The organism is Duganella sp. Dugasp56 (genome assembly GCF_047304105.1).
In the GTDB taxonomy this organism is placed as follows: Bacteria; Pseudomonadota; Gammaproteobacteria; order Burkholderiales; family Burkholderiaceae_D; genus Rugamonas; species Rugamonas hordei.
In genome coordinates this window covers 63,986-85,183 of the sequence record NZ_JBGLYQ010000028.1, presented here as the reverse complement: position 1 = coordinate 85,183, position 21,198 = coordinate 63,986, and the positions used below count along the sequence as shown (strand labels likewise).

Below are 21,198 nucleotides of genomic sequence, written 5' to 3'. Positions count from 1 at the left end.
TTAAAACTTGATCCAGCCAGCCGGATCGAATGCCGTGCCCTGATGGCGAAGTTCAAAGTATAGCCCCGATTCCTCGTTGCCGCCGCTGTTACCCGCGCTGGCGATCGGGTCGCCGGCCTTGACGATGTCGCCGGCCCGTTTCAGCAGCGCCTGATTATTGCCGTAAATACTCATGTACTGTCCGCCGTGGTCGACGATGATCAGGTTGCCGAAGCCGCGCAGCCATTCGGCAAACACCACCCGGCCGGCGGCCACGGCGCGCACGTCCGAACCCTCGGCGGCGCGGATGAAGACGCCCTTCCAGCTCGGGCCGTCGCCGCGCTTGGTGCCGAACTTGGCGGCGACCTTGCCGGTGACGGGCGCGCGCAGCTGGCCTTTCTGGGCGGCGAAGGCGCCGGCCGGAGCGGCCGGGGCCAGGGCGATGTCTGCCGGAGCGGCCGGTTTTTCGTCGCGCGGCGCCGGCGCCGGGGCGGACTTCGGCGCCTCCTCCGGCTTTTGCTGCGCCACTTTCGGTTCGTCGGCGTCGATCGCGTCGGACTTGGCCGGCTGCGACGGCGCCGGCTTGATCGTGCCGGACTTGGCGCCGTTGGCCTTGGCCAGGCGCTGGCGCTCCGCTTCGGCGGCGGCCTTGGCCCGGGCCTGGGCGCGCGCCTCGGCTTCGGCCTTGGCTTTGGCCTCGGCGCGGGCGGCGGCCAGTTGTTCCTGACGCTTCTTCTCGGCGGCGGCGGCGATCGCCTGCTCCTCGATCAGCTTGGCCAGCTTGTCGACCAGACCGGCCATGCGCTTTTCGTCGCGCTCGACGTTGCCGGCCTCCTTGCGCTGGGCCACCAGTTTTTTCGACAGCGAGGCCAGCAGCTCGGCGCGGCGGCCTTTTTCCTGCTCCAGCTTGGCTTTCTGCTGCAGTTCTTCCTCGGCGATTTCCTGCAGCTCGTCCTTGGCGTTCTGCGCCGCGGCCTGGTTGACCTCGACCGCCTTCAGGTTGGCGCGCAGCGAATCGAGCAGGCGCGCCTGGGCCTGCGACACATAGGCCATCATCTGCAGGTCGCGGTTGATGCGGTTCGGGTTGTCCCCGGACAGCAGCAGTTTGATGCGGTCTTCATTGCCGGCGACATATTGATCGCGCAGCAGCTTGGCCAGCTGCTGCTTTTGCTGGGCGACCGTGGCCGCCAGCCGGTCGTGCTCGGCCGACAGCTGCTGCAGCCGGGTGTTGGTGTCGCCCTGCTCCTGCGCCAGGTCGCGCAGCGAACGGTTGGCGTCCGAAATCGCCTGTTCGGACTCGGCCAGCGTATCGGCCGCGTCGTCCTTGGCGCTTTCGGTCTTGCCGATGTCCTTCTTGAGCGCGCTGAGCTTTTGCTGCAAGCCGGCGCGCTCGGCCTCGGCCGCCGCTTTCTGCTTGCTGCGCTCGGTGGTCTTGCCGAACTGGGCGGCGTGTGCCGGCCCGCCCAACGCGGCCATCAACATCAACGTGACGCTTGCGCCACGCCATTTCCGGAATGAAGAATGCGACAACTACTTGGCCTTGCCCTGGTTGGCGACGGCGGCCTGCGCGGCGGCGATCGCGTCGGCGTCGCCGAGGTAGTAGTGACGGATCGGTTTCAGGTTCTCGTCCAGTTCGTACACCAGCGGCTGGCCGTTGGGGATGTTGAGGCCGACGATGTCGTTGTCGCTGATGCCGTCGAGCATCTTGATCAGCGCGCGCAGGCTGTTGCCGTGGGCCGAGATGATGATTTTCTTGCCGGCGCGGATGGCCGGGGCGATTTCCTCGTCCCACACCGGCATCACGCGGGCCACGGTGTCCTTCAGGCATTCGGTCAGCGGGATCTGCGCCTTGTCCAGGCCGGCGTAACGCGGGTCGTTGTACGAGGCGCGGTCGTCGTTGGCGTCCAGCGGCGGCGGCGGCGTGTCGTAGCTGCGGCGCCATACCAGCACCTGCTCGTCGCCGTACTTGGCGGCGGTTTCGCCCTTGTCCAGGCCCTGCAGCGCGCCGTAGTGACGCTCGTTCAGGCGCCAGTCGTTCTTGATCGGCAGGTACATCATGTCCATCTCGTCCAGCGCCAGCCACAGCGTGCGCACGGCGCGCTTGAGCACCGAGGTGTAGGCCAGGTCGAAGGTGTAACCCGACTCTTTCAGCACCTTGCCGGCCGCCTTGGCTTCGCTGATGCCCTTCGCGGTCAGGTCCACGTCGGTCCAGCCGGTGAAGCGATTCGAAAGATTCCAGGTGGATTCGCCATGGCGCATGAATACGATTTTATACATGTGAACTATCTTCAAAAAGGAGTGAACGGGACTAAAAACCGGTGTTGCGAGAACTCTTGCAGCTTCTATTTTATAATGCGCGGATTGACTTAAACCATTGGAACCCTGTGAAATTCTTCATTGACAATATTTTCATCATCGCCATCGTCGTGTTGTCGGGCGGCGCCCTGCTGTGGCCGGTACTGACCCAGCGCGGCAAACGCGCCAGCGCGCAAGAGGTGACGCTGTTGATTAACCGCGGCAAAGCCACCATTGTAGACGTACGCGACGCCAAGGAATTCGCCGCTGGTCACTTGCCGGAAGCCAAGAATATTCCACTGGGCGACTTGTCCACCCGCATCGGCGAACTGGACAAGTTCAAGAGCAAGAGCATCATCGTGGTCTGCCAGAGTGGCGCGCGTGCTTCGTCGGCCGCTGCTAAACTGGCCAAGGCCGGCTTCGCCGACGTGGTCAACCTGGACGGCGGCATTGCCGCATGGCAAAAAGCCGGCCTGCCGTTGGCTAAATAACAGGGAGAATGCCTGATGACTGCCCGTGTAATCATGTACACCACCGCCGTTTGCCCGTACTGCGTGCGCGCCGAGCGCCTGCTTGAAGCCAAGGGCGTGACCGGCCTGGAAAAGATCCGCGTCGACCTGGACCCGGAACAGCGCATGTTGATGATGCAAAAGACCGGCCGCCGCACCGTGCCGCAAATCTATATCGGCGACACCCATGTCGGCGGTTTCGATGATTTGTATGCGCTGGATCAAGCCGGTGGCCTGTCACCCTTGTTAAATGGCTAACGAACCCCAAATACAACGTGAGGGCGGCGGAAATCCTTGGAAACCATAATGGTTTTGATACAATTGCCCTCGCGTTTGATTTGAGCCTATTTAAAGCAAACTTATTTGAGCGGCCCGTGCCGCTCGTTTTCACTATAACGAAAGCGTTCCATGTCTGACGAAAACCTGCAACCAGTATTCCAAATCCAACGCGTCTACCTGAAAGACATGTCGCTGGAACAACCGAATTCCCCAGCAATCTTCCTGGAACAGGAAGCGCCAACCATCGAAGTAGCGCTGGACGTAGGCGCCGAGCCGCTGGCCGATGGCGTGTTCGAATCGACCGTCACCATCACCGTGACCGCCAAAGTCAAAGACAAAGTCGCATTCCTGGTTGAAGGCAAACAAGCCGGCATCTTCGAAGCCCGCAATATCCCTGCCGATCAACTGGATCCGCTGCTGGGTATCGGCTGCCCGAACATCGTCTACCCTTACCTGCGCGCCAACATCGCCGACGTGATCACCCGTGCCGGTTTCCCACCAGTGCACCTGGCCGAGATCAACTTCGAAGTGTTCTACCAGCAGCGCATGCAAGCGATCGCTGACGCGGCAGCCGCCGCACCAGCCGCCGCCGACGGCGCCACCACGCACTAAGTTGTAGCAAGCAATACCCTGGCTGCCGGACGCCATGTCCGGCAGCTGCATCACCCGACATGCGTTTGCGCTGTCCCCCTGCAAGGTAATTCCATGACTCTTCCCCGTTTGATCGCAGGTCTGACCATGATGCTGGCAGCAGCCGGCAGCCACGCGTTCGACTTCAAGACGGTGGGCTCCGCACCGGTCATCCTGTACGACGCTCCATCGACCAAGGGCGGCAAGCTGTTTGTCGTGCCGCGCGGCGCGCCGCTGGAAGTGGTGCTGGCCTACGGCGACTGGCTGAAAGTGCGCGACGTCAACGGCGAACTGGCGTGGACCGAGGCCAAGGGCCTGACCGCCAAGCGCAACGTCATCATCCGCACGCCCAACCTGAAGATCCGCGCCACGCCGGACGACAGCGCCGCCGCCGTGTTCACCGCCGACAAGGGCGTGCTGCTGGAAGTGACCGAAGCGGCCGCCGGCGGCTGGCTCAAGGTGCGTCATCGCGACGGCCTGGTCGGTTACGTCAAGAATTCCGAAGTCTGGGGCATATAATTGCCGTAGCAGTGCCATCCGGCACTGAATGAGGTCCCATGCAAGAACATCAAAACAAACCCGCGGCAGCAGTCCGCAAGGTGGCCGTGCTGGGCGCGGGCGCCTGGGGTACCGCTGTCGCCATGGCCTTGGCCCAGCGTCATGACGTGCTGCTGTGGGGCCGCAACGACGCCGCCCTGCAGGAAATGGGCCGCGTCCGCGAAAACACCGAATACCTGCCCGGCTATCCATTTCCGCCCGGCCTGAACGTGGCCGCCGGTTTCGACGCCGCGCTGGCCCACGTGGCCGCTCCGGACAGCCTGCTGATCGCGGCCTGCCCGGTGGCGGGACTGCGTCCGCTGCTGGAATCGCTCAAGGGGCGGACCATTCCCAACGTGGTGTGGCTGTGCAAGGGTTTCGAATACGGCACCGGCCTGCTGCCGCACCAGATCGTGCGCGAAGTGCTGGGGCCCGGCGTGGCGGGCGGCGCCTTGTCCGGCCCGTCGTTCGCGCAGGAAGTGGCGCGCGGCCTGCCGTGCGCATTGACGATCGCCTCGAGCTCGGCGGCGCTGCGCGACTGCGTGGTGGCGACGGTTCACGGCGGCAACCTGCGCGTGTATTCCAGCGAAGACCTGGTTGGCGTGGAAGTGGGCGGCGCGGTGAAGAACGTGCTGGCCATCGCCACCGGCGTGGCCGACGGGCTGGGGCTGGGCCTGAACGCCCGCGCCGCGCTGATCACGCGCGGGCTGGCGGAAATCACCCGGCTCGGCACCACCTTGGGCGGCCAGACCGAAACCTTCATGGGCCTGACCGGCATGGGCGATTTGATCCTGACCTGCACCGGCGATTTGTCGCGCAACCGCCGCGTCGGCCTCGGGCTGGCGCAGGGCAAGGCGCTGGACACCATCGTGCAGGAGCTGGGCCATGTGGCCGAAGGCGTGCCGTGCTCGAAGGCGGTGCGCGAGCTGGCGGCCAACCTGGGCGTCGACATGCCGATCACCAACGCGGTGGCCGGCGTGCTGTTCGACGGCGACCAGCCGCAAGCGATGGTGGCCCGCCTGCTGTCGCGCGATCCGCGCGATGAAAAAGTGAAGCGCTAAGTTAAGCTAAGCCAAGTTAAACTTACTCTTCCTCTCCCACGTCTTCTTTGGCTTCCCGCATCCACTGGACCAGCGGGAAGGCATCCTTGAGGCCGGCGGCCAGCGTCGGCACCAGCAGTTCCGGCTTGTTCAGCGGCAGGTCGATCTCGGTCCACACGAAGAAACTCTTCAGCTTGATGTACTCGATGTGCTGGTGCTCGGGGTCGAAACCTTTCGGCGGCCGCATCAGCTTGCCTTCGTTCTGGATGTCGCCGTAGGTCGCTTTCAGCTTCTTGTTCTTCAACACCTTGCTGAAGCCGGCCGCGTCGTCGACCATGTGCTGGCGCAGCGCCTTCAGGCGCGACGCCGGCGGCATGTATTCGCCGGCGCCGAACAGCATGCGGCCGGAGCCGTCGATCTGCATGTAGTAGGTCGGCCCGCCCGCCTTGCTCGGCCGGCGCATGTCGTTCGGCGCCACCGCCGCCGAAAAGCGCGTCTTGTACGGGCTCTTGTCATGCGCGAAACGCACGTCGCGGTTGATGCGGAACATCGCCTTCTTCGGATTGCTGAACTTGACGGCCGGATCGAACTTGCCCAGTTCGGCGATCATCTCCGTCACCACTTGCAGGAATTCTTCGCGCAGGATGTCGTAGCGCGGTTTGTTCATGATGAACCATGGACGGTTGTTGTTGTCCGCCAGCTCCTTGAGGAATTGAGTCAGGTCGCGCAGATGCATTCAGTAATCCTTATTTGGCGCCGGCCGGTCGCTTGCCGACCGTGATGTCCAGCGTGGTCTCGCGGCTCTTGCGCAAGACCCTCATTTTAGCTTTTCCGCCCGGAACGAGTTGGGCGATGACGTTGAGCATGTCGTTGGTGTCGGTGACCGGCTTGTCGTCCACCGACAGCAGGATGTCGCCCGGCTTCATGCCGCCCTTGTCGGCCGGGCCGTTGCGCACCACGCCGGCGATAATGGCGCCGCTCTGGCGCGTCAGCCCGAAGCTGGTGGCCAGCTCCGGCGTGATCTCCTGCGTCTCGACGCCGATCCAGCCGCGCACCACGTGGCCCGACTTGATGATGGCCTCCATCACCGACTTGGCGGTCGACACCGGGATCGCGAAGCCGATGCCGACCGAGCCGCCGGTCTGCGAATAAATCGCCGAGTTGATGCCGAGCAGGTTGCCGTTGGCGTCCACCAGCGCGCCGCCGGAATTGCCGAAGTTGATGGCGGCGTCGGTCTGGATGAAATTCTCGAAATGGTTGATGTGCAGGTTGTTGCGCCCCAGCGCGGAGATGATGCCCATCGTCACCGTCTGGCCGACGCCGAACGGATTGCCGATCGCCAGCACCACGTCGCCGACCTGCGCCTGCTCGGCCTGGCCCAGCACGATCACCGGCAGCTTTTCCAGCGAGATCTTGATCACCGCCAGGTCGGTCTCCGGATCGGTGCCGACCAGCTTGGCGGCGGCCTTGCGGCCGTCGGCCAGCACCACCTCGATCTCGTCGGCCGCCTCGACCACGTGGTTGTTGGTCAGGATGTAACCTTCGCCGGAGACGATGACGCCCGAACCCAGGCTGGACTCTTCGTCGTCGTTCTCGCCGTCATGGTCGCGATCGCCGAAGAATTTCTTGAAGAAGGGATCGCGCAGCAGCGGATGCTTGCCGCGCTTGGGTGTCTTGGTGGTGATGATGTTGACCACGGCCGGCATCGCCCGCGCCGCCGCCGCGCGGTAGGAACCGCCCGCCGAGGCCGGCGCCTTGCCGGGCGCCGCTTCCAGCATCACGGCCGGATGGTCGGCGTTGCCCATCTGCTGCAGGCGCACCGGCGCGCGCCGCTCCGGCCCCACGGCCGCGTAGACAAAATACAGTGCCAGTACGACGGTCACCGTTTGCGCAAACAATAACCAGAGTCGTCGCATAGCTTCCTACCCGCCGTCCGCTGGACGGCGTCCTTGTTTATTTCTTCAGGGAGTCGCGGATTTCGCGCAGCAGCACGATATCCTCCGGCGTCGGCGGCGGTGGCGCCGCCGCTTCGGCCGCCGCATCCGCCTTGGTGCTCAGCGTGCGCGCCTTGTTCATCAGGCGCACCATCTGGAAGATGACAAACGCCAGGATCACAAAGTTCAGCAGGATAGTAGCAAAATTACCGTAAGCCCATACCGCGCCCAGTTTTTTCGCCTCGACCAGGCTCAGGTTCGCGGCCTGGCCGTTCAGCGGAAGATAGTAATTGGCGAAGTCCAGCCCGCCGAACAGCTTGCCGATCGGCGGCATGATGATGTCGGCCACCAGTGAATCGACGATCTTGCCGAAGGCGCCGCCGATGATCACACCAACCGCGAGGTCGACCACATTGCCCTTCATCGCGAATTCTTTAAATTCCTGCATCATTGACATTTTCTTATCCCCGCTGTGTGGTCAATTGTGAACAAAACCGCGTCTGGATCATACTATTTTTTCAATTAGATTCCAAACACGCTTGCCCTTTGCGCACCGGCAACGCAAATTACGCTATAAATTTGTCTTGCATCAATATTACGGGTGAAAAGTCCGCCAGTAGGGGGCGGCCCCGGCAGATTTCAAGCCCAAAACGGTGCGGAAAACCGCCCAATTGGGATTGCGGCAACGTTTTTGCTTTAATTCGTATCACGCTTACCTTATAATTTAAGGTTGCTAGAAGCTATATTCGTGCTTCAACAAGTTTTCAGATTTCAGGTTTTGTTCGCGGTTTTCAGATTTTGTTCGCACTTTGACTGATTGGGGTTTGTATGAGTATCGAAAAGCAGGTCGATTCCGGCCGACGCGGATTGCTCGTCGCTACAGGCGCGGCGGGTGGTGTAGTGGGTCTGGCAACCGCCGGGGCACTGGTAAGCACGTTCCAGCCGTCCGAGCGCGCAAAAGCCGCCGGCGCACCGGTGGAAGTGGATATTTCTACCCTCAACCCGGGCGAAATGAAAACCGTGGAATGGCGCGGCAAACCGGTCTGGATCATCAAGCGCACCCCTGAAATGGTGGCATCGCTGAAGAAGACCGACGGTAAAGTGGCCGACGCCGACTCCAAGCGCAACCCGGAAGAATTCACCCCTGAGTACGCCCGCAACGAATGGCGCTCGCGCAAACCTGAAATCCTGATCGCCGTCGGCATCTGCACCCACCTGGGCTGCTCGCCATCGTCGAAATTCACCCCGGGCCCGCAGCCATCGCTGCCGGACGACTGGGAAGGCGGCTTCCTGTGCCCATGCCATGGCTCGACCTTCGACATGGCCGGCCGCGTGTTCAAGAACAAGCCTGCGCCGGACAATCTGCAAGTGCCGCGTCATATGTATCTGAGCGACACCAAGCTGGTCATTGGTAAAGACGAGAAAGGCGAGGCGTAAATCATGGCGGCTTTCAAAGAGACAAAATTCCCGGCCGATGCACCGGCCGCACAAAAAGCACTGGGCTGGGTCGACGACCGTTTCCCGCTGACGAAGCTGTGGAATGACCAATGGGGCAAGTACTACGCTCCGAAAAACTTCAATTTCTGGTACATCTTCGGCTCGCTGGCCATGCTGGTGCTGGTGCTGCAGATCGTCACCGGCATCTTCCTGACCATGCACTACAAGCCGGACGCCAACCTGGCCTTCGGTTCGGTCGAATACATCATGCGCGAAGTGCCGTGGGGCTGGCTGGTGCGTTATATGCACTCGACCGGCGCGTCGGCCTTCTTCATCATCGTCTACCTGCACATGACGCGCGGCCTGCTGTACGGCTCGTACCGCAAGCCACGCGAGCTGATCTGGCTGTTCGGTTTCGCCATCTTCCTGTGCCTGATGGCCGAAGCCTTCTTCGGCTACCTGCTGCCATGGGGCCAGATGTCGTACTGGGGCGCACAAGTGATCGTCAACCTGTTCGGCGCGATTCCGCTGATCGGCCCTGACCTGTCGCTGTGGATCCGCGGCGACTACGTCGTCTCCGACGCCACCCTGAACCGCTTCTTCGCCTTCCACGTGATCGCGATCCCGCTGGTGCTGCTGGGCCTGGTGGCGGCCCACCTGATCGCGCTGCACGAAGTCGGCTCGAGCAATCCGGACGGCATCGAAGTGAAGGAAAACCTGGGCGCCGACGGCCACCCGGTCGACTCCATCCCGTCGCACCCTTACTACACCGTGCACGACCTGTTCGGCGTGTCCGTGTTCCTGCTGATCTTCAGCACTGTCGTGTTCTTCGCGCCGGAAATGGGCGGCTACTTCCTGGAGTACAACAACTTCCTGCCGGGCGACTCGCTGAAGACCCCGCTGCACATCGCGCCGACCTGGTACTTCACCGCGTTCTACTCGGTGCTGCGCGCCACCACCGCCGACTTCATGTGGGTGCTGATGTTCTTCGTCGCCGCCTACGTGGTGTTCGTGTGGCTGAAGTCGCGCCTGTCGAGCCTGGTCAAGACCGCCATCGCCGTCATCGCGCTGGTCGCCATCATCGGCATGCTGCCGCAGGTGCTGGACGCGAAATTCTGGGGCGTGGTGTTCTTCGGTTCGTCGGTGGTGATCCTGGCCTTCCTGCCTTGGCTGGACAAGTCGCCGGTCAAATCGATCCGCTACCGTCCGAGCTGGCACAAGTATGTGTACGGCGTGTTCTTCTTCTGCTTCCTGGCACTGGGCTACCTCGGCACCCTGCCGCCGACCGAAGGCCGCACGCTGTTCTCGCAAGTATGCACCCTGCTTTACTTTAGCTTCTTCCTGTTCATGCCTTGGTGGAGCGCCATGGGCACGTTCAAGAAGGTTCCTGACCGCGTAGTGTTCCACGCGCACTGATCGACTCGGCTAAAGTACACAAAGGACATTACATGAATTTTTCTAAAAAACTGCTCGCCATCCTGGCACTGCTGCCTGGCCTGGCCCTGGCCAACGAAGGCGGCGTCGCGCTCGACAAGGCACCGGACCGCTCGAACAACATGGCCGCGCTGCAGCATGGCGCCAAGCTGTTCGTCAACTACTGCCTGAACTGCCACAACGCGTCGTCGATGCGCTACAACCGCCTGCGCGACCTGGGCCTGACGGAAGAGCAAATCAAGGCCAACCTGCTGTTCACCGGCGACAAGGTCGGCGAAATGATGACCACCACCATGAATCCGAAAGATGCGAAAGCATGGTTCGGCGTGGTGCCGCCCGACCTGTCGGTGATCTCGCGCGCGAAAGCGTCGGGCGCCGGCAGCGGCGGCGACTACCTGTACACCTACCTGCGCACCTTCTACAAGGACGACACCCGCCCGACCGGCTGGAACAACCTGGTGGTCAACAACGTGGCGATGCCGCACGTGTTGTGGGAACTACAGGGCGTGCAGAAGGTCAAGATGGAAGAAGTGGCCGATCCGCACGAGGAAGGCAAGAAGACGCACCAGTTCGCCGGCTTCGAGCAAGTCACGCCGGGCAAACTGAGCAAGCTGGAATATGACACTGCGGTGGCCGACCTGGTCGGTTACATGGAGTGGATGGCGGAACCTGCAGCGCAGACCCGCAAAAAATTGGGCGTGGCCGTGGTGTTGTTCATGGCGATGTTCGCTTTCCTCGCATGGCGCCTGAACGCGTCGTTCTGGAAAGAAGTTAAATAATCGAGAGCGCCGGCTGGCCGGCGCTTGTTTTGCGATGCCCGCGCTGGCGGGCGATCGATCCGGGGTGATCCGTTCGCGGCGTCACCCCCTTTGTTCTTCTAAGGAACTATAAAAATGATGGTTCTCTACTCGGGTACAACCTGCCCATTTTCGCAACGCTGCCGCCTGGTCCTGTTTGAAAAAGGCATGGACTTTGAGGTGCGCGACGTCGACCTGTTCAACAAGCCGGAAGACATCTCGACCATGAATCCGTATGGTCAGGTGCCTATCCTGGTCGAACGTGAATTGATCCTGTACGAATCGAACATCATCAATGAGTACATCGACGAGCGCTTCCCGCATCCGCAGCTGATGCCGGCCGATCCGTTGATGCGCGCGCGTGCGCGCCTGATGCTGTTCAACTTCGAGAAGGAATTGTTTGTGCACGTGCACGTGCTCGAAAGCGAACGCGCCAAGAGCAACGACAAGAGCCACGACAAGGCCCGCGCCGAAATCCGCGACCGCCTGACCACGCTCGCGCCGCTGTTCCTGAAGAACAAGTACATGCTGGGCGACGAGTTCTCGATGCTGGACGTGGCGGTCGCGCCGCTGCTGTGGCGTCTGGATCACTACGGCATCGAACTGTCGAAGACCGCCGCGCCGCTGATGAAGTACGCCGAGCGCATCTTCTCGCGCCCGGCCTACATCGAAGCGCTGACGCCGTCGGAAAAGGTCATGCGCCGTTAATTGCGGAGCAGGCCGTTTTACTTGAAGTCCTTCGGCGCGTTTGCCGGCCTTAGCGGGCGGCGCGCCGTGTTTTACTGCAGTCTGGAATACCATGTCTGAAATCTCAACCAAGCCCTACATGCTGCGCGCCATTTATGAGTGGTGCACCGATAGCGGCTACACGCCCTACCTCGCCGTCAAGGTCGACGCCTCGACCACGGTGCCGATGGAGTATGTGAAAAAGGGCGAAATCGTCCTTAACATCAGCTTCGGCGCCACCTCGGGCCTGAAGATGGACAACGACAGCATCCGCTTCCACGCCCGCTTCGGCGGCGTCTCGCGCGAGATCTACGTACCGGTCAACAACGTGATGGCGATCTACGCCAACGAGAACGGCCAGGGGATGGCGTTCGAGCCGCAGCTGGGCTTTGCCGAGCCGGTTCCGGACGAGGAAATCAGCGCGCCGGCGCCGGTGCTGGCGGCGGTTCCCGCAGCCGCGCCGCCTGCCGCGGCAGAGGTCAAAACCGAGGCGCCAAGCGCCCCGGACGACGATACCGACCCGCCCAAAAAGGGCGGCCGCCCCACCCTTACGCGAATTAAATAGCGTATAATTCGCCCCGTACAAGTTTCGCCGACTTAGCTCATTTGGTAGAGCAGTTGATTTGTAATCATCAGGTGGCCAGTTCGAAACCGGCAGTCGGCACCAAAAATTAGCTTTGAAAACAATGCCTTGCGTGGAATCCACGTGAGGCATTTGTTTTTGTACGCAGCAAAAAACCTTCGCAGATCGGCGAACGCCAAGGGAATCGGTACGACGCATCGCTTGCCAGCTCATACAATTTTTTGTATATTCGTGACATGACCGATCCAAAGCCAGTAGAGTTTCGCGGTAGCTCCCTGGAGGATTTACGCACCTTTCCAGCGACAGCCAGGCGCGACGCAGGCCACCAAATTGACCTTGTACAACATGGCAAAGACCCTGACGACTGGAAGCCTATGGGCACCGTTGGTCCAGGCGTTAAGGAAATACGGATTCGGGATGAGGCTGGGGCATTCCGAATCATTTACGTGGCGAAATTTGCTGATGCCATCTACGTGCTGCATTGCTTTCAGAAGAAAACCGAGCAGACTAGCAAACACGATATCGATTTGGCAGCACAGCGCTACCGTGATTTAAAGAAGGAGTTGGGAAAATGACCGCGCAACGTTTTACAAGCGTATGGGATGCCATTGAAGCCACCCCGGAGGAAGCAGAGAACATGAAGGTACGCTCCCAACTGATGCTTCAATTGAAAAGTTACATCACCGGCTCTGGACTTAGCCAGGCTGAAGCAGCCAAAGTCTTCGGTGTCACCCAACCACGCGTTTCCGATTTGATGCGCGGAAAAATCAACTTGTTTGCCATCGATGCGCTAGTGAACATGGCTGCTACTGCCGGCCTGCACGTTAAAATGCAGTTGGTGGACGCGGCCTGAGCCAAAAACCAACGTTGAATATGTAGAAATATTCCGCCCGCTCGGGCGGCCACGGGAGCGCCGCTGCGCTACACTAGCCCATCGACACCTACCCGAGGAACCGAGACATGACACGCAAAACCGCCGCCGATTTTGATCCGGAAGTATTGAAGCTGTTCGACCAGTATGTGCATGGCGGCATCACGCGCCGCGACTTCCTGTCATCGGCGGCGCGCTATGCGGTCGGCGGCGCGACCGCCGCCAGCCTGCTCGGCGCGCTGAGCCCGAGCTTTGCCGCGCCCATCGTCACCGCTGACGACCGCCGCATCAAGACCCGCTACGTAGAGCTGCCTTCGCCGCAAGGCAACGGCACAGTGCGCGGCTACCTGGTCTCGCCGGCCGACGCCAAGGGCAAGCTGCCGCTGGTGCTCGTGGTGCACGAAAACCGCGGCCTAAATCCGCATATCGAAGACATCGCCCGCCGTCTGGCGCTGGACGGCTTCATCGCCTTCGCGCCTGACGCGCTGTTCACGCTGGGCGGCTATCCCGGCGACGAGGACAAGGCGCGCGCCCTGTTCGGCAAGCTGGACCAGGCCAAGACACGCGCCGACTTCGTTGCCGCAGCGCGCTGGCTGCAGCAACAGCCGGAAGGCAACGGCAAGCTGGGCGTGGTCGGCTTCTGCTACGGCGGTGGCATCGCCAACTATCTGGCGACGCAATTGCCGGAACTGGCGGCGGCCGTGCCGTTCTACGGTTCGCAGCCGCCGGCGGCCGAGGTGGCGCACATCAAGGCTCACCTGCTGATCAACGACGCCGGCAACGACGAACGCATCCGCGCCGGCTGGCCCGCCTACGAGCAGGCCTTGAAGGCGGCCGGCGTGAACTACCAGTACCACGTCTACCCCGGCGTGGAGCACGGCTTCAACAACGACACCACGCCGCGCTTCGATGCCGCCGCCGCCAAGCTGGCGTGGCAGCGCACGACGGAGTTCTTCCACGCGCGGCTGGGCTAGGGCTTATTCATATCTGGAAACCAGGCGCTGCCACTCGGGATCGTCCTTGAGTTTGCGGATGACAGGGGCGATCTTCTCGTAGACCGCCGCCTTTGAATGGGGCACCAGGAAGCGCCGCTCGGTTGGGCTGGAAGGCAGTCCATACAGCTGGAGTTTGTCTTCGCGAATCCCGTGCACCTTCATGTAGTAGCGCACGACCGATTCGGCGGCGGCAACGCTGTCCACCCGTCCCAGCTGCAATTTTTCCAGGCTTTTATCGTCGCTGGGGGCATCGTTGCGGATCAGGCCCTGCCGGCGTACCCATGATTCCAGGTCGGGATAGCTGTAGCCCAGCACCATGCCGACCGAACGCCCTGCCAGCGCGCCGGGCTTGGCCTGGCTGTATGCCTGTCCCGCCGGTAACACGACCACGTAGCGGTCCAGCGCGAACGGCGTGGTCCACAGGTATTTTTTCTGCGCGGCGTCGTCGAACCAGCGCGGCATCATGCCGATGACGATTCCGTTCAGCTCGCCGTTTTCCACCTTCAGCTGCAGCCGTTTGCGCGGCAGGTATTCCAGCCTGAAGCTCAGCCCGCCTGGCGCGTGCCGGTTTAAATAGCGGATCAGGTCGGGATAAATGCCCTGGTCGTCGGAAACCACCAGCGGCGCCACCCTGGCGCTGGTATAGACGGTGACGACCTCGGCCAGCGCAGCTCCGGGGAGCACGCTAGCGCACAGCATCATCAGCACCGCCGGCAGCTTGTTCATACTTGCAATATAGCATGGACAATTTCCCATTGCGCCGGCGGCCCTTTCTGCATTTAGGACTTGGCGAACGCCAGGAAATCAGCGTTGAACTTGTCCTTGTGGGTGTCGGTCAGGCCATGCGGCGCACCCGGGTAGGTGATCAACTTGGCATGCTTGACGATGGAGGCCGAGGCGCGACCGGAGGCGTCGATCGGCACGATCTGGTCGTCCTCGCCGTGGATGATCAGCGTCGGCTTGTCGAATTTTTTCAGGTCGTCGCGGAAGTCGGTTTCCGAGAACGCCTTGATCGAGTCGTAGGTGTTCTTGTGGCCGGCCTGCATGCCCTGCGCGTACCACGCCTGGATGATGCCCTGCGACGGCTTGGCGCCCGGGCGGTTGTAGTTGTAGAACGGGCCGGACGCCAGGTCCAGGTACAGCTGCCCGCGGTTGGCGACCGAGGCGGCGCGGATGCCGTCGAACACTTCGATCGGCAGGCCGCCCGGGTTGGTGGCGGTTTTCAGCATCAGCGGCGGCACGGCCGAGATCAGGCCCAGTTTGGCGATGCGCTTGGTGCCATGGCGGCCCACGTAGCGCGCCACCTCGCCGCCGCCGGTCGAAAAGCCGGCCAGGATGATGTTCTTCAGGTCCAGCGCCTCGATCAGCTGCGCCAGGTCGTCGGCGTAGTGGTCCATGTCATTGCCGTCCCAGGGCTGGCTGGAGCGGCCGTGGCCGCGGCGGTCATGGGTGATGACGCGGAAGCCGTTGTTGGCCAGGTGGAAGGCCGCCGATTCCCAGCTGTCGGCGTTCAGCGGCCAGCCGTGGCTCAGCACCACCGGCTGGCCGGTCTTCGGACCCCAGTCCTTGTAGTAGATCTCGACGCCGTCGCGAGTGGTGATGGTGCTGCCCGTCTTGCTGACCGCGCCGCCGTGAACCACCGGGGCGGCTTGCGCATTGCCGCCTGCAAATGCGGCGAGCGGAACGGCTACGGCGGCGACTGCGGCACCGGCGCCACCGAACAGGGCGGAACGGCGGGAGGTATTCACTGCTTGGTCTTGGGTATCTTTGCTCATGACGGGCTCCATTTTTAGTAGGTAGTTATTTAATAGCGAACTATGTTTTATGCGGTTTTGGGAGCGTTTTGCGCTGTCCATGTGCTCAATATATATCGCGCACTATTCAATAGCAAGCAATTTTTAAAAATATCTCTTGGCCACGCAGCTTTACGCCGCTAATCCGCATTCTGGCCCCCGGTTTTTGCAGTTCGTCACATGTCGATGGCTGGCCGGATAGCCCTTGTCTATAGTTCACTCAACGCAAGACAAAACGCAGTGAACCACACAACCCAAGGAGCTCAAAATGAACATCGCAAAAAACATGGAAGCCATCTTCGTAGCCGCAATCGTCGTCATCAGCGCTACCTCGTTCGCCACCGCCGCAGTGCCAGCAATCCACGCAGCGCCTGTCGCCGTGAAAGCCGACGCCGCCAAGATGCAAGTGGTGACGATCACCGCCAAGCGCCTGACCGCAGCTGAAAAAGCAGCACTGTAATTCACCGACAACGACGGAGCGCGTGATGAAAAAATATCTGAAGGCTGCGATGCTGGCCACGATCCTGAGCAGCGGCGGCGGAGCTGGTTCCGCGCTGGCTGCCGATGTGGTCAGCGAAAACCGCGGCGTCGATGCGCGTGCCGTCAACATCGACCTCGATGGCGTCATCAGCCTCAAGGTCAAGCAAGGACCAGTCGCGTCGCTGACTCTATACGGAGAGGCTGACGCGCTGAAAAAAGTGACGGTGGAGCAGACGGGTGACACCCTGCACATCGGCACAAGCAAGATGCGCAGCTTCAGCTTCGGCAACAACAAGGAGCTGCGCGCGGAACTGACGCTGCCGAACCTGCGACAGCTGGTGTCGGGCGGCGTCGGCGCCACCGAGGTAAGCGGTTTTAGCGGCGACAATCTGCGCCTGGCGCTAGAAGGCGCCGGCGCGGTGAAGGTCAGCGCGCAGTACCGCAACGTGGATGTGAAGCTCGGAGGCGTCGGCAGCATGACGGTCAACGCCGGCAGCAGCGACAACGTCGACCTGCATCTGCACGGCGCCGGCCATATCGAAATGACGGGCCAGACCAGGCAGCTGCACGCCAGCCTTGGCGGCGTCGGCGGACTCGATGCGCAGCAGTTGCGCGCCGATGTGGTGGACGTCAACATGTCGGGACTGGGCAGCGCATCGGTGTTTGCGAAGAACAGCGCCACGCTGAAATTAACCGGCCTGGGTTCGGCCACCGTATATGGCAATCCGACCAATCGCAATGCCAGCGCCCGCGGCTTGGGCAGCGTCAGCTGGCAGTAACGAACGCGGCGTGAGCCGCAGCAGGAAACACATGGGTGTGTTTTTACCGTCCGGGAGGAGGCCACTCCACCCGGACGGTTTTTTTATTTCAGGTACGGTGCCTGCACAACGTCGCGTCCAAGCACGATGCGCATGTCGGCATAGACGGATTTATCGCTTCTCGCGTGCAGTAGCAAGCCAAGTCGCCGCGCCAGCGCTTGCGCCGGCAGTTGTTGGTCGCCCTGGTATTCGATGCGGCTGATCGGCACGCCGAAATTCTTCACATTGGTCAGCCGTGTGGTCTTGATTCCTTCCGCTTTCAGGATGCGCGCCAGCCGGGCGGCAGCGCCGGCGATGCCGTTGCCGTTGCTGATCTCCAGCCGCAGTCCGGTATTTCCCGGCGTCGGCGCCGGCGTCGGCGCTTGCGTCGCTGCTCCGACACGCATTACCTGCACCAGCGCCGCTCCCAGTTGCCGGATTTCCGTGCGCGGCATGGCCGTATCGGCCGCCTCCGGTGGCGTTTCCGCTTTGTGCTCCTTCAGCAACGCATAGTCGCGCCGGATGTCGTGCGTGCGCAGCGTGGAGGCTTGCTGGTACATCGTCGCCGCGCGCTCGCGCTGTCCATCCGCTTCCAGCGCGGCGGCCAGCCGCTCCCACCTGGCCGCATCCAGCGGCGCCTGCAGGCAGGCTTGTTCCAGCGCGGTGATGTCCGTTTCCGGCGCCGCCGTGGCTACCGGCGGTGCGGTGGACAAGCCGCTGCATGCCATCAGCAGCGCGCCGGCACATACGGCGCCCAGCATCTGTTTCATTGTCGTCTCCTAGTGCGTGAACATGGTCGGCAGCACCATGTGATAAATCTGTATTCCGGCAGGCCCTATCAGCACCAGCATCAACGTCGGGAAGATGCAGAAGATCAGCGGGAACAGCAGCTTCAGCGCGATCTTGGCCGCCGCCTCCTCCGCCAGTACGCTGCGCTTGCTGCGCAAATTATCCGAATGAATGCGCAGGGATTCACCCATGCTGGTACCGAAACGCTCCGACTGGATCAGCATCGCCACCAGCGTATCGACATCCTCCACGCCGCTGCGCAAGGCCAGGTTGCGCAAGGCTTTCTCCTTGCTGAAGCCGGCCCGCATTTCCATCAGCACCAGCTGGAGTTCCTGCGCCAGCGCCACGCTCTTGATATGAATTTCACCGGCCACCTTGGCCAGCGCGCGTTCCAGGCTCAGGCCCGCCTCCACGCATACGGTCAGCAGATCCAGCGCATCGGGAAAGGTCTCGAAGATTTCGCGGCAGCGGTTGGTGGCCCGGCGCGACAACAGCGCGTTCGGCAGGTAGTAGCCTATGCACGCCGTCAACAGCAACAGATACCTCATCGTCTTTTGCACTTCGCTGTCCGCCAGCGTTGCGCAGGCCAGCGCCAGCACGGTGGGAAGGCCCAGCGCCAGCAAGGTCTTGGCGGCAAAGTAAAGCGATGGCGCCGACGCGCTGCGCCAGCCGGCGTTCATGAAACGGGTACGCAGCGGCGAACGCTCCCAGCCCTCCTCCGGCAGCGACATGCGCGTGAACGGCTGCGCCGCGTGCGCGACTTTTTCCACCCAGCCGCCAGGGAGCGGCTGTGCCGGTTGCGCAGGGCCGATAAAATCATTCAGGCGCTCACGGACAGGCACCGCCGAAAAACTCAACAGCGCCACCAGCGCCACGCCCACCACGACGGCGAAGACAATGATGAGAAAAATAATCTGCCGACCATCCATGCCGTCCTCCCTCAGACCCGTATGCGTATCAGCTTGCGCATCCATAGCACGCCGGCTGCCGCCATCGCGCCGGCGTACCACATCAGGCGTATGCCGACCGGATCGGTCCACAGCACGCGCACATAGGCTGGATTGGCCACCACCATCAACCCCATCACGCCCAGCGGAAGCAGTCCCAGTATCCATGCCGACATGCGGCCTTCGGCGGACATCACCCGCACCTGGGCCAGCAACCGGAGCCGGGCACGTATCAAGCGGCTGATATTGCCGAGGACTTCGGCCAGGTTGCCGCCGGACTCGCGCTGGATCAGCACCGCGATCACCAGGTAGCGCAGGTCCGTCAGCGGCACGCGCAAGGCCAGGTTGTGCAGGGCTTCGTTCATCGGTACGCCGTAGTTGATTTCCTCGTAGGCGAATTTGAATTCGCCGGCGATTGGATCCGGCATCTCCTCGCCGACCATTTGCAGCACGTTGGCGAAGGAATGGCCGGCGCGCAGCGCGCGGCCGATGAAGTCCGCCGCCTCCGGCAATTGCTCCTCCAGCTTGAGCAGGCGCGCGTGGCGCGTGCGCATCAACAGCATCGACGGCAACATCAGCGCCAGCACCGGCGTCGCCATGGCCGCCAGCGCCGGCATGCCCAGCATCGCCGGCAGCATCAGGCCGACGGCCAGCATCGCCAGCGAACTGCAGAGGAACTGCGACACGGTCCAGCGCACGCCTGCCTGCAGCAACAGCCGGTCCAGCGCGGCCAGTCGCGTGAATCGTCGCAGCAGCTTCTCCAGCCGGGGATTGCGGCTGTAGGCACGCTGCTTCAGGATGTCGATCCGCTCGGCGCCGCCTTCGCCGCGCGCCGCCATCAGCCGCAGGCGCTTTGAAATGCGCCGCGCCGCGCTGCCGTGCGAACCCGACCACCACAGCCAGGCGCCTTCTATCATCAGGATCACGGCGGCGAACAGCAGGACCGCAAACGCGGAGAAGACGGTATCCATGGCCGCTACTCGTAGATCTTGTCGGGATCGAACACGGAATCCGGCACCGCCACGCCGAACATGCGCAAGCGGTCGGCAAAGCGCGGCCGCACGCCGGTGGCCGAGAAGCGCCCCTGTACCTTGCCGCCGGCGTCCACGCCCTTTTGCTCGTAGCGGAAGATTTCGTGCATGGCGATCACCTCCCCTTCCATGCCGGTGACTTCCTGCAGGCTGACCAGCTTGCGGGTGCCGTCGGTCAACCGCGAGACCTGCATCACCACCGTCACGGCGGAGCATATCTGCTGCCGAGTGGCGCGCGGCGTCAGGTTCACGCCGGCCATGCCGACCATGTTCTCCAGCCGCGACAAGGCATCGCGCGGCGTGTTCGAGTGGATGGTGGCCAGCGAGCCTTCGTGGCCGGTGTTCATCGCCTGCAGCATGTCCAGCGCTTCCGGGCCGCGCACCTCGCCGAGGATGATGCGGTCGGGCCGCATCCGCAAGGCGTTGCGCACCAGCGAGCGCTGGTTGACTTCCCCCTTGCCCTCGATATTCGGCGGCCGCGTTTCCAGCCGCACCACGTGGGGCTGGCGCATTTGCAGTTCGGCCGCATCCTCGATGGTGACGATGCGCTCGGCCGCGGGAATGAAGCCGGACAGCACGTTCAGCATGGTCGTCTTGCCGCTGCCGGTGCCGCCGGAGATCAGGATGTTGATCTTGGCCTGGCCCAGCGCCTTCAGCACTTCCATCATCGGCGGCGTCAGGCTGCGGTAGTCCAGCAGGTTCTCCACCGTCAGCGGATTGACCGCGAAGCGCCGTATCGACAGGATAGGGCCGTCGATCGCCAGCGGCGGAATGATGGCGTTCACGCGCGAACCGTCCGGCAACCGCGCATCGACCATCGGACTAGATTCGTCCACCCGCCGGCCCACGCGCGAGACGATCTTCTCGATGATCTTCATCAGGTGCGCGTTGTCGTTGAAGGTGACGCCGGTCAGCTCCAGCCTGCCGGAGCGTTCGACGTAGACCTTGCCATAGGTGTTGACCAGGATGTCCGACACGCCCGGATCTGCCAGCAGCGGCTCCAACGGCCCGAAGCCCAGCATCTCGTGCTGGATGTCCAGCACCAGGTTGTGGCGCTCGTGCTGGTTCAGTACGATGCGCTCCTCCTCGATGATGCGCTGGACCAGCAGCGCCAGCTCGTGCTTGAACTGCTCCGGCGTCAACCGCTTCAGGCGTTCCAGGTCGATGCGGTCCAGTATCGTCTGGTGCATGCTCTTCTTCAGTTCCTGATAGGCCGCAGCGGCCAGGCCGGGCGGACCGTTGATGCCTTGGCGGCTGTCGTCGCTGGAAGCCAGGCGTTCGCGCAAGCTCATATCGTTCTCCGATGCGTGGTTTT

Annotated in this window: 26 protein-coding genes and 1 tRNA gene; 16 read left to right on the top strand and 11 right to left on the bottom strand. The window is 62.4% G+C overall.

Annotation, left to right across the window (positions count from 1 at the left end):
- Together ACCD07_RS19990 and gpmA are read right to left on the bottom strand one after the other, a co-directional pair.
- Positions 1-1,461, bottom strand: a complete 1,461-nt coding sequence (locus ACCD07_RS19990; protein WP_413448358.1) for a murein hydrolase activator EnvC family protein — start codon at positions 1,459-1,461, stop codon at positions 1-3.
- A 48-nt stretch (positions 1,462-1,509) separates the two neighbouring features.
- Complete coding sequence (gene gpmA / locus ACCD07_RS19985) at positions 1,510-2,256, bottom strand: 2,3-diphosphoglycerate-dependent phosphoglycerate mutase (RefSeq protein ID WP_413448353.1); 747 nt, start codon at positions 2,254-2,256, stop codon at positions 1,510-1,512.
- A 107-nt stretch (positions 2,257-2,363) separates the two neighbouring features.
- Here gpmA and ACCD07_RS19980 point away from each other — a divergent pair, with 107 nt between their 5' ends.
- The 5 genes from ACCD07_RS19980 (at position 2,364) to ACCD07_RS19960 (ending at position 5,290) form a co-directional block, all read left to right on the top strand.
- Positions 2,364-2,765: a rhodanese-like domain-containing protein gene (locus ACCD07_RS19980; protein WP_176652979.1), complete on the top strand. Its 402-nt coding sequence runs from the start codon at positions 2,364-2,366 to the stop codon at positions 2,763-2,765.
- Between the two features lie 15 nt (positions 2,766-2,780).
- Entirely contained in the window at positions 2,781-3,041 is a 261-nt protein-coding gene (gene grxC / locus ACCD07_RS19975; RefSeq protein WP_176652980.1) for a glutaredoxin 3, read from the top strand.
- Between the two features lie 150 nt (positions 3,042-3,191).
- Positions 3,192-3,674, top strand: a complete 483-nt coding sequence (gene secB / locus ACCD07_RS19970) for a protein-export chaperone SecB (protein WP_176652981.1) — start codon at positions 3,192-3,194, stop codon at positions 3,672-3,674.
- Between the two features lie 93 nt (positions 3,675-3,767).
- Complete coding sequence (locus ACCD07_RS19965) at positions 3,768-4,211, top strand: SH3 domain-containing protein (RefSeq protein WP_176652982.1); 444 nt, start codon at positions 3,768-3,770, stop codon at positions 4,209-4,211.
- Positions 4,212-4,249: 38 nt separating this feature from the next.
- Entirely contained in the window at positions 4,250-5,290 is a 1,041-nt protein-coding gene (locus ACCD07_RS19960; RefSeq protein WP_176652983.1) for an NAD(P)H-dependent glycerol-3-phosphate dehydrogenase, read from the top strand.
- A gap of 22 nt (positions 5,291-5,312) precedes the next feature.
- Here the strand turns inward: ACCD07_RS19960 and ACCD07_RS19955 are convergent, their stop codons facing one another.
- Genes ACCD07_RS19955 through mscL form a run of 3 tightly spaced genes read right to left on the bottom strand, consistent with a single transcriptional unit; the run spans position 5,313 to position 7,660 of the window.
- Complete coding sequence (locus ACCD07_RS19955) at positions 5,313-6,005, bottom strand: DUF2461 domain-containing protein (protein ID WP_176652984.1); 693 nt, start codon at positions 6,003-6,005, stop codon at positions 5,313-5,315.
- Between the two features lie 10 nt (positions 6,006-6,015).
- Positions 6,016-7,185: a Do family serine endopeptidase gene (locus tag ACCD07_RS19950; RefSeq protein ID WP_176652985.1), complete on the bottom strand. Its 1,170-nt coding sequence runs from the start codon at positions 7,183-7,185 to the stop codon at positions 6,016-6,018.
- A 37-nt stretch (positions 7,186-7,222) separates the two neighbouring features.
- A complete protein-coding gene (mscL, locus tag ACCD07_RS19945) occupies positions 7,223-7,660 on the bottom strand; it encodes a large conductance mechanosensitive channel protein MscL (protein ID WP_413448352.1) in 438 nt (145 codons plus the stop codon).
- Between the two features lie 371 nt (positions 7,661-8,031).
- On the opposite strand from mscL, the gene petA reads away from it, so the two are divergent.
- The 9 genes from petA (at position 8,032) to ACCD07_RS19900 (ending at position 14,025) form a co-directional block, all read left to right on the top strand.
- Entirely contained in the window at positions 8,032-8,640 is a 609-nt protein-coding gene (gene petA / locus ACCD07_RS19940) for a ubiquinol-cytochrome c reductase iron-sulfur subunit (protein ID WP_176652987.1), read from the top strand.
- A gap of 3 nt (positions 8,641-8,643) precedes the next feature.
- Positions 8,644-10,056, top strand: coding sequence for a cytochrome b (locus ACCD07_RS19935; protein WP_176652988.1), 1,413 nt, complete (start codon positions 8,644-8,646; stop codon positions 10,054-10,056).
- Between the two features lie 32 nt (positions 10,057-10,088).
- Positions 10,089-10,853: a cytochrome c1 gene (locus ACCD07_RS19930; protein WP_176652989.1), complete on the top strand. Its 765-nt coding sequence runs from the start codon at positions 10,089-10,091 to the stop codon at positions 10,851-10,853.
- A gap of 114 nt (positions 10,854-10,967) precedes the next feature.
- Positions 10,968-11,579: a glutathione S-transferase N-terminal domain-containing protein gene (locus ACCD07_RS19925; protein WP_008443913.1), complete on the top strand. Its 612-nt coding sequence runs from the start codon at positions 10,968-10,970 to the stop codon at positions 11,577-11,579.
- Between the two features lie 91 nt (positions 11,580-11,670).
- Positions 11,671-12,162: a ClpXP protease specificity-enhancing factor gene (locus ACCD07_RS19920; protein ID WP_176652990.1), complete on the top strand. Its 492-nt coding sequence runs from the start codon at positions 11,671-11,673 to the stop codon at positions 12,160-12,162.
- A gap of 26 nt (positions 12,163-12,188) precedes the next feature.
- Positions 12,189-12,264 (top strand) — tRNA-Thr (locus ACCD07_RS19915).
- Between the two features lie 152 nt (positions 12,265-12,416).
- The gene (locus ACCD07_RS19910; RefSeq protein ID WP_176652991.1) at positions 12,417-12,755 is read left to right on the top strand and encodes a type II toxin-antitoxin system RelE/ParE family toxin; all 339 of its coding nucleotides are present in this window, start codon (positions 12,417-12,419) and stop codon (positions 12,753-12,755) included.
- Entirely contained in the window at positions 12,752-13,033 is a 282-nt protein-coding gene (locus tag ACCD07_RS19905) for a helix-turn-helix domain-containing protein (RefSeq protein ID WP_413448351.1), read from the top strand. The genes ACCD07_RS19910 and ACCD07_RS19905 overlap by 4 nt, the downstream gene beginning before the upstream one ends.
- A 107-nt stretch (positions 13,034-13,140) precedes the next feature.
- Complete coding sequence (locus ACCD07_RS19900) at positions 13,141-14,025, top strand: dienelactone hydrolase family protein (protein WP_413448350.1); 885 nt, start codon at positions 13,141-13,143, stop codon at positions 14,023-14,025.
- Between the two features lie 3 nt (positions 14,026-14,028).
- Here the strand turns inward: ACCD07_RS19900 and ACCD07_RS19895 are convergent, their stop codons facing one another.
- Both ACCD07_RS19895 and ACCD07_RS19890 read right to left on the bottom strand, forming a co-directional pair.
- On the bottom strand, positions 14,029-14,772 hold the full coding sequence (locus tag ACCD07_RS19895; protein ID WP_413448349.1) for a substrate-binding periplasmic protein: 744 nt from the start codon (positions 14,770-14,772) through the stop codon (positions 14,029-14,031).
- A gap of 53 nt (positions 14,773-14,825) precedes the next feature.
- A complete protein-coding gene (locus ACCD07_RS19890) occupies positions 14,826-15,821 on the bottom strand; it encodes an alpha/beta fold hydrolase (RefSeq protein ID WP_413448348.1) in 996 nt (331 codons plus the stop codon).
- A gap of 286 nt (positions 15,822-16,107) precedes the next feature.
- On the opposite strand from ACCD07_RS19890, the gene ACCD07_RS19885 reads away from it, so the two are divergent.
- Both ACCD07_RS19885 and ACCD07_RS19880 read left to right on the top strand, forming a co-directional pair.
- Positions 16,108-16,299 carry a hypothetical protein gene (locus tag ACCD07_RS19885; RefSeq protein ID WP_176652996.1) on the top strand — a complete coding sequence of 64 codons (192 nt, stop codon included), beginning with the start codon at positions 16,108-16,110 and terminating at the stop codon, positions 16,297-16,299.
- Positions 16,300-16,324: 25 nt separating this feature from the next.
- Positions 16,325-17,098, top strand: coding sequence for a GIN domain-containing protein (locus tag ACCD07_RS19880; RefSeq protein WP_176652997.1), 774 nt, complete (start codon positions 16,325-16,327; stop codon positions 17,096-17,098).
- An 83-nt stretch (positions 17,099-17,181) separates the two neighbouring features.
- On the opposite strand, the gene ACCD07_RS19875 is transcribed toward ACCD07_RS19880, so the two are convergent.
- The 4 genes from ACCD07_RS19875 to ACCD07_RS19860 are packed head-to-tail and all read right to left on the bottom strand — an operon-like array spanning position 17,182 to position 21,175.
- Entirely contained in the window at positions 17,182-17,886 is a 705-nt protein-coding gene (locus tag ACCD07_RS19875; RefSeq protein ID WP_413448347.1) for a LytR C-terminal domain-containing protein, read from the bottom strand.
- 9 nt (positions 17,887-17,895) lie between these two features.
- Positions 17,896-18,834, bottom strand: a complete 939-nt coding sequence (locus ACCD07_RS19870; RefSeq protein WP_413448346.1) for a type II secretion system F family protein — start codon at positions 18,832-18,834, stop codon at positions 17,896-17,898.
- Between the two features lie 11 nt (positions 18,835-18,845).
- Positions 18,846-19,823 (bottom strand): type II secretion system F family protein, encoded by a 978-nt coding sequence (locus ACCD07_RS19865; RefSeq protein WP_413448345.1) that lies wholly within the window; start codon positions 19,821-19,823, stop codon positions 18,846-18,848.
- A 5-nt stretch (positions 19,824-19,828) separates the two neighbouring features.
- Positions 19,829-21,175, bottom strand: a complete 1,347-nt coding sequence (locus tag ACCD07_RS19860; protein ID WP_413448344.1) for a CpaF family protein — start codon at positions 21,173-21,175, stop codon at positions 19,829-19,831.
- Positions 21,176-21,198 lie beyond the last annotated feature (23 nt).

What these genes read in the sequence shown, in the direction of transcription:
- ACCD07_RS19990 (WP_413448358.1), bottom strand. Translation starts at nt 1,461, where the DNA reads ATGTTGATGGCCGCGTTGGGCGGGCCGGCACACGCCGCCCAGTTCGGC.
- gpmA (WP_413448353.1), bottom strand. Translation starts at nt 2,256, where the DNA reads ATGTATAAAATCGTATTCATGCGCCATGGCGAATCCACCTGGAATCTT.
- grxC (WP_176652980.1), top strand. Translation starts at nt 2,781, where the DNA reads ATGACTGCCCGTGTAATCATGTACACCACCGCCGTTTGCCCGTACTGC.
- secB (WP_176652981.1), top strand. Translation starts at nt 3,192, where the DNA reads ATGTCTGACGAAAACCTGCAACCAGTATTCCAAATCCAACGCGTCTAC.
- ACCD07_RS19965 (WP_176652982.1), top strand. Translation starts at nt 3,768, where the DNA reads ATGACTCTTCCCCGTTTGATCGCAGGTCTGACCATGATGCTGGCAGCA.
- ACCD07_RS19960 (WP_176652983.1), top strand. Translation starts at nt 4,250, where the DNA reads ATGCAAGAACATCAAAACAAACCCGCGGCAGCAGTCCGCAAGGTGGCC.
- ACCD07_RS19955 (WP_176652984.1), bottom strand. Translation starts at nt 6,005, where the DNA reads ATGCATCTGCGCGACCTGACTCAATTCCTCAAGGAGCTGGCGGACAAC.
- ACCD07_RS19950 (WP_176652985.1), bottom strand. Translation starts at nt 7,185, where the DNA reads ATGCGACGACTCTGGTTATTGTTTGCGCAAACGGTGACCGTCGTACTG.
- mscL (WP_413448352.1), bottom strand. Translation starts at nt 7,660, where the DNA reads ATGTCAATGATGCAGGAATTTAAAGAATTCGCGATGAAGGGCAATGTG.
- petA (WP_176652987.1), top strand. Translation starts at nt 8,032, where the DNA reads ATGAGTATCGAAAAGCAGGTCGATTCCGGCCGACGCGGATTGCTCGTC.
- ACCD07_RS19935 (WP_176652988.1), top strand. Translation starts at nt 8,644, where the DNA reads ATGGCGGCTTTCAAAGAGACAAAATTCCCGGCCGATGCACCGGCCGCA.
- ACCD07_RS19930 (WP_176652989.1), top strand. Translation starts at nt 10,089, where the DNA reads ATGAATTTTTCTAAAAAACTGCTCGCCATCCTGGCACTGCTGCCTGGC.
- ACCD07_RS19925 (WP_008443913.1), top strand. Translation starts at nt 10,968, where the DNA reads ATGATGGTTCTCTACTCGGGTACAACCTGCCCATTTTCGCAACGCTGC.
- ACCD07_RS19920 (WP_176652990.1), top strand. Translation starts at nt 11,671, where the DNA reads ATGTCTGAAATCTCAACCAAGCCCTACATGCTGCGCGCCATTTATGAG.
- ACCD07_RS19910 (WP_176652991.1), top strand. Translation starts at nt 12,417, where the DNA reads ATGACCGATCCAAAGCCAGTAGAGTTTCGCGGTAGCTCCCTGGAGGAT.
- ACCD07_RS19905 (WP_413448351.1), top strand. Translation starts at nt 12,752, where the DNA reads ATGACCGCGCAACGTTTTACAAGCGTATGGGATGCCATTGAAGCCACC.
- ACCD07_RS19900 (WP_413448350.1), top strand. Translation starts at nt 13,141, where the DNA reads ATGACACGCAAAACCGCCGCCGATTTTGATCCGGAAGTATTGAAGCTG.
- ACCD07_RS19895 (WP_413448349.1), bottom strand. Translation starts at nt 14,772, where the DNA reads ATGAACAAGCTGCCGGCGGTGCTGATGATGCTGTGCGCTAGCGTGCTC.
- ACCD07_RS19890 (WP_413448348.1), bottom strand. Translation starts at nt 15,821, where the DNA reads ATGAGCAAAGATACCCAAGACCAAGCAGTGAATACCTCCCGCCGTTCC.
- ACCD07_RS19885 (WP_176652996.1), top strand. Translation starts at nt 16,108, where the DNA reads ATGAACATCGCAAAAAACATGGAAGCCATCTTCGTAGCCGCAATCGTC.
- ACCD07_RS19880 (WP_176652997.1), top strand. Translation starts at nt 16,325, where the DNA reads ATGAAAAAATATCTGAAGGCTGCGATGCTGGCCACGATCCTGAGCAGC.
- ACCD07_RS19875 (WP_413448347.1), bottom strand. Translation starts at nt 17,886, where the DNA reads ATGAAACAGATGCTGGGCGCCGTATGTGCCGGCGCGCTGCTGATGGCA.
- ACCD07_RS19870 (WP_413448346.1), bottom strand. Translation starts at nt 18,834, where the DNA reads ATGGATGGTCGGCAGATTATTTTTCTCATCATTGTCTTCGCCGTCGTG.
- ACCD07_RS19865 (WP_413448345.1), bottom strand. Translation starts at nt 19,823, where the DNA reads ATGGATACCGTCTTCTCCGCGTTTGCGGTCCTGCTGTTCGCCGCCGTG.
- ACCD07_RS19860 (WP_413448344.1), bottom strand. Translation starts at nt 21,175, where the DNA reads ATGAGCTTGCGCGAACGCCTGGCTTCCAGCGACGACAGCCGCCAAGGC.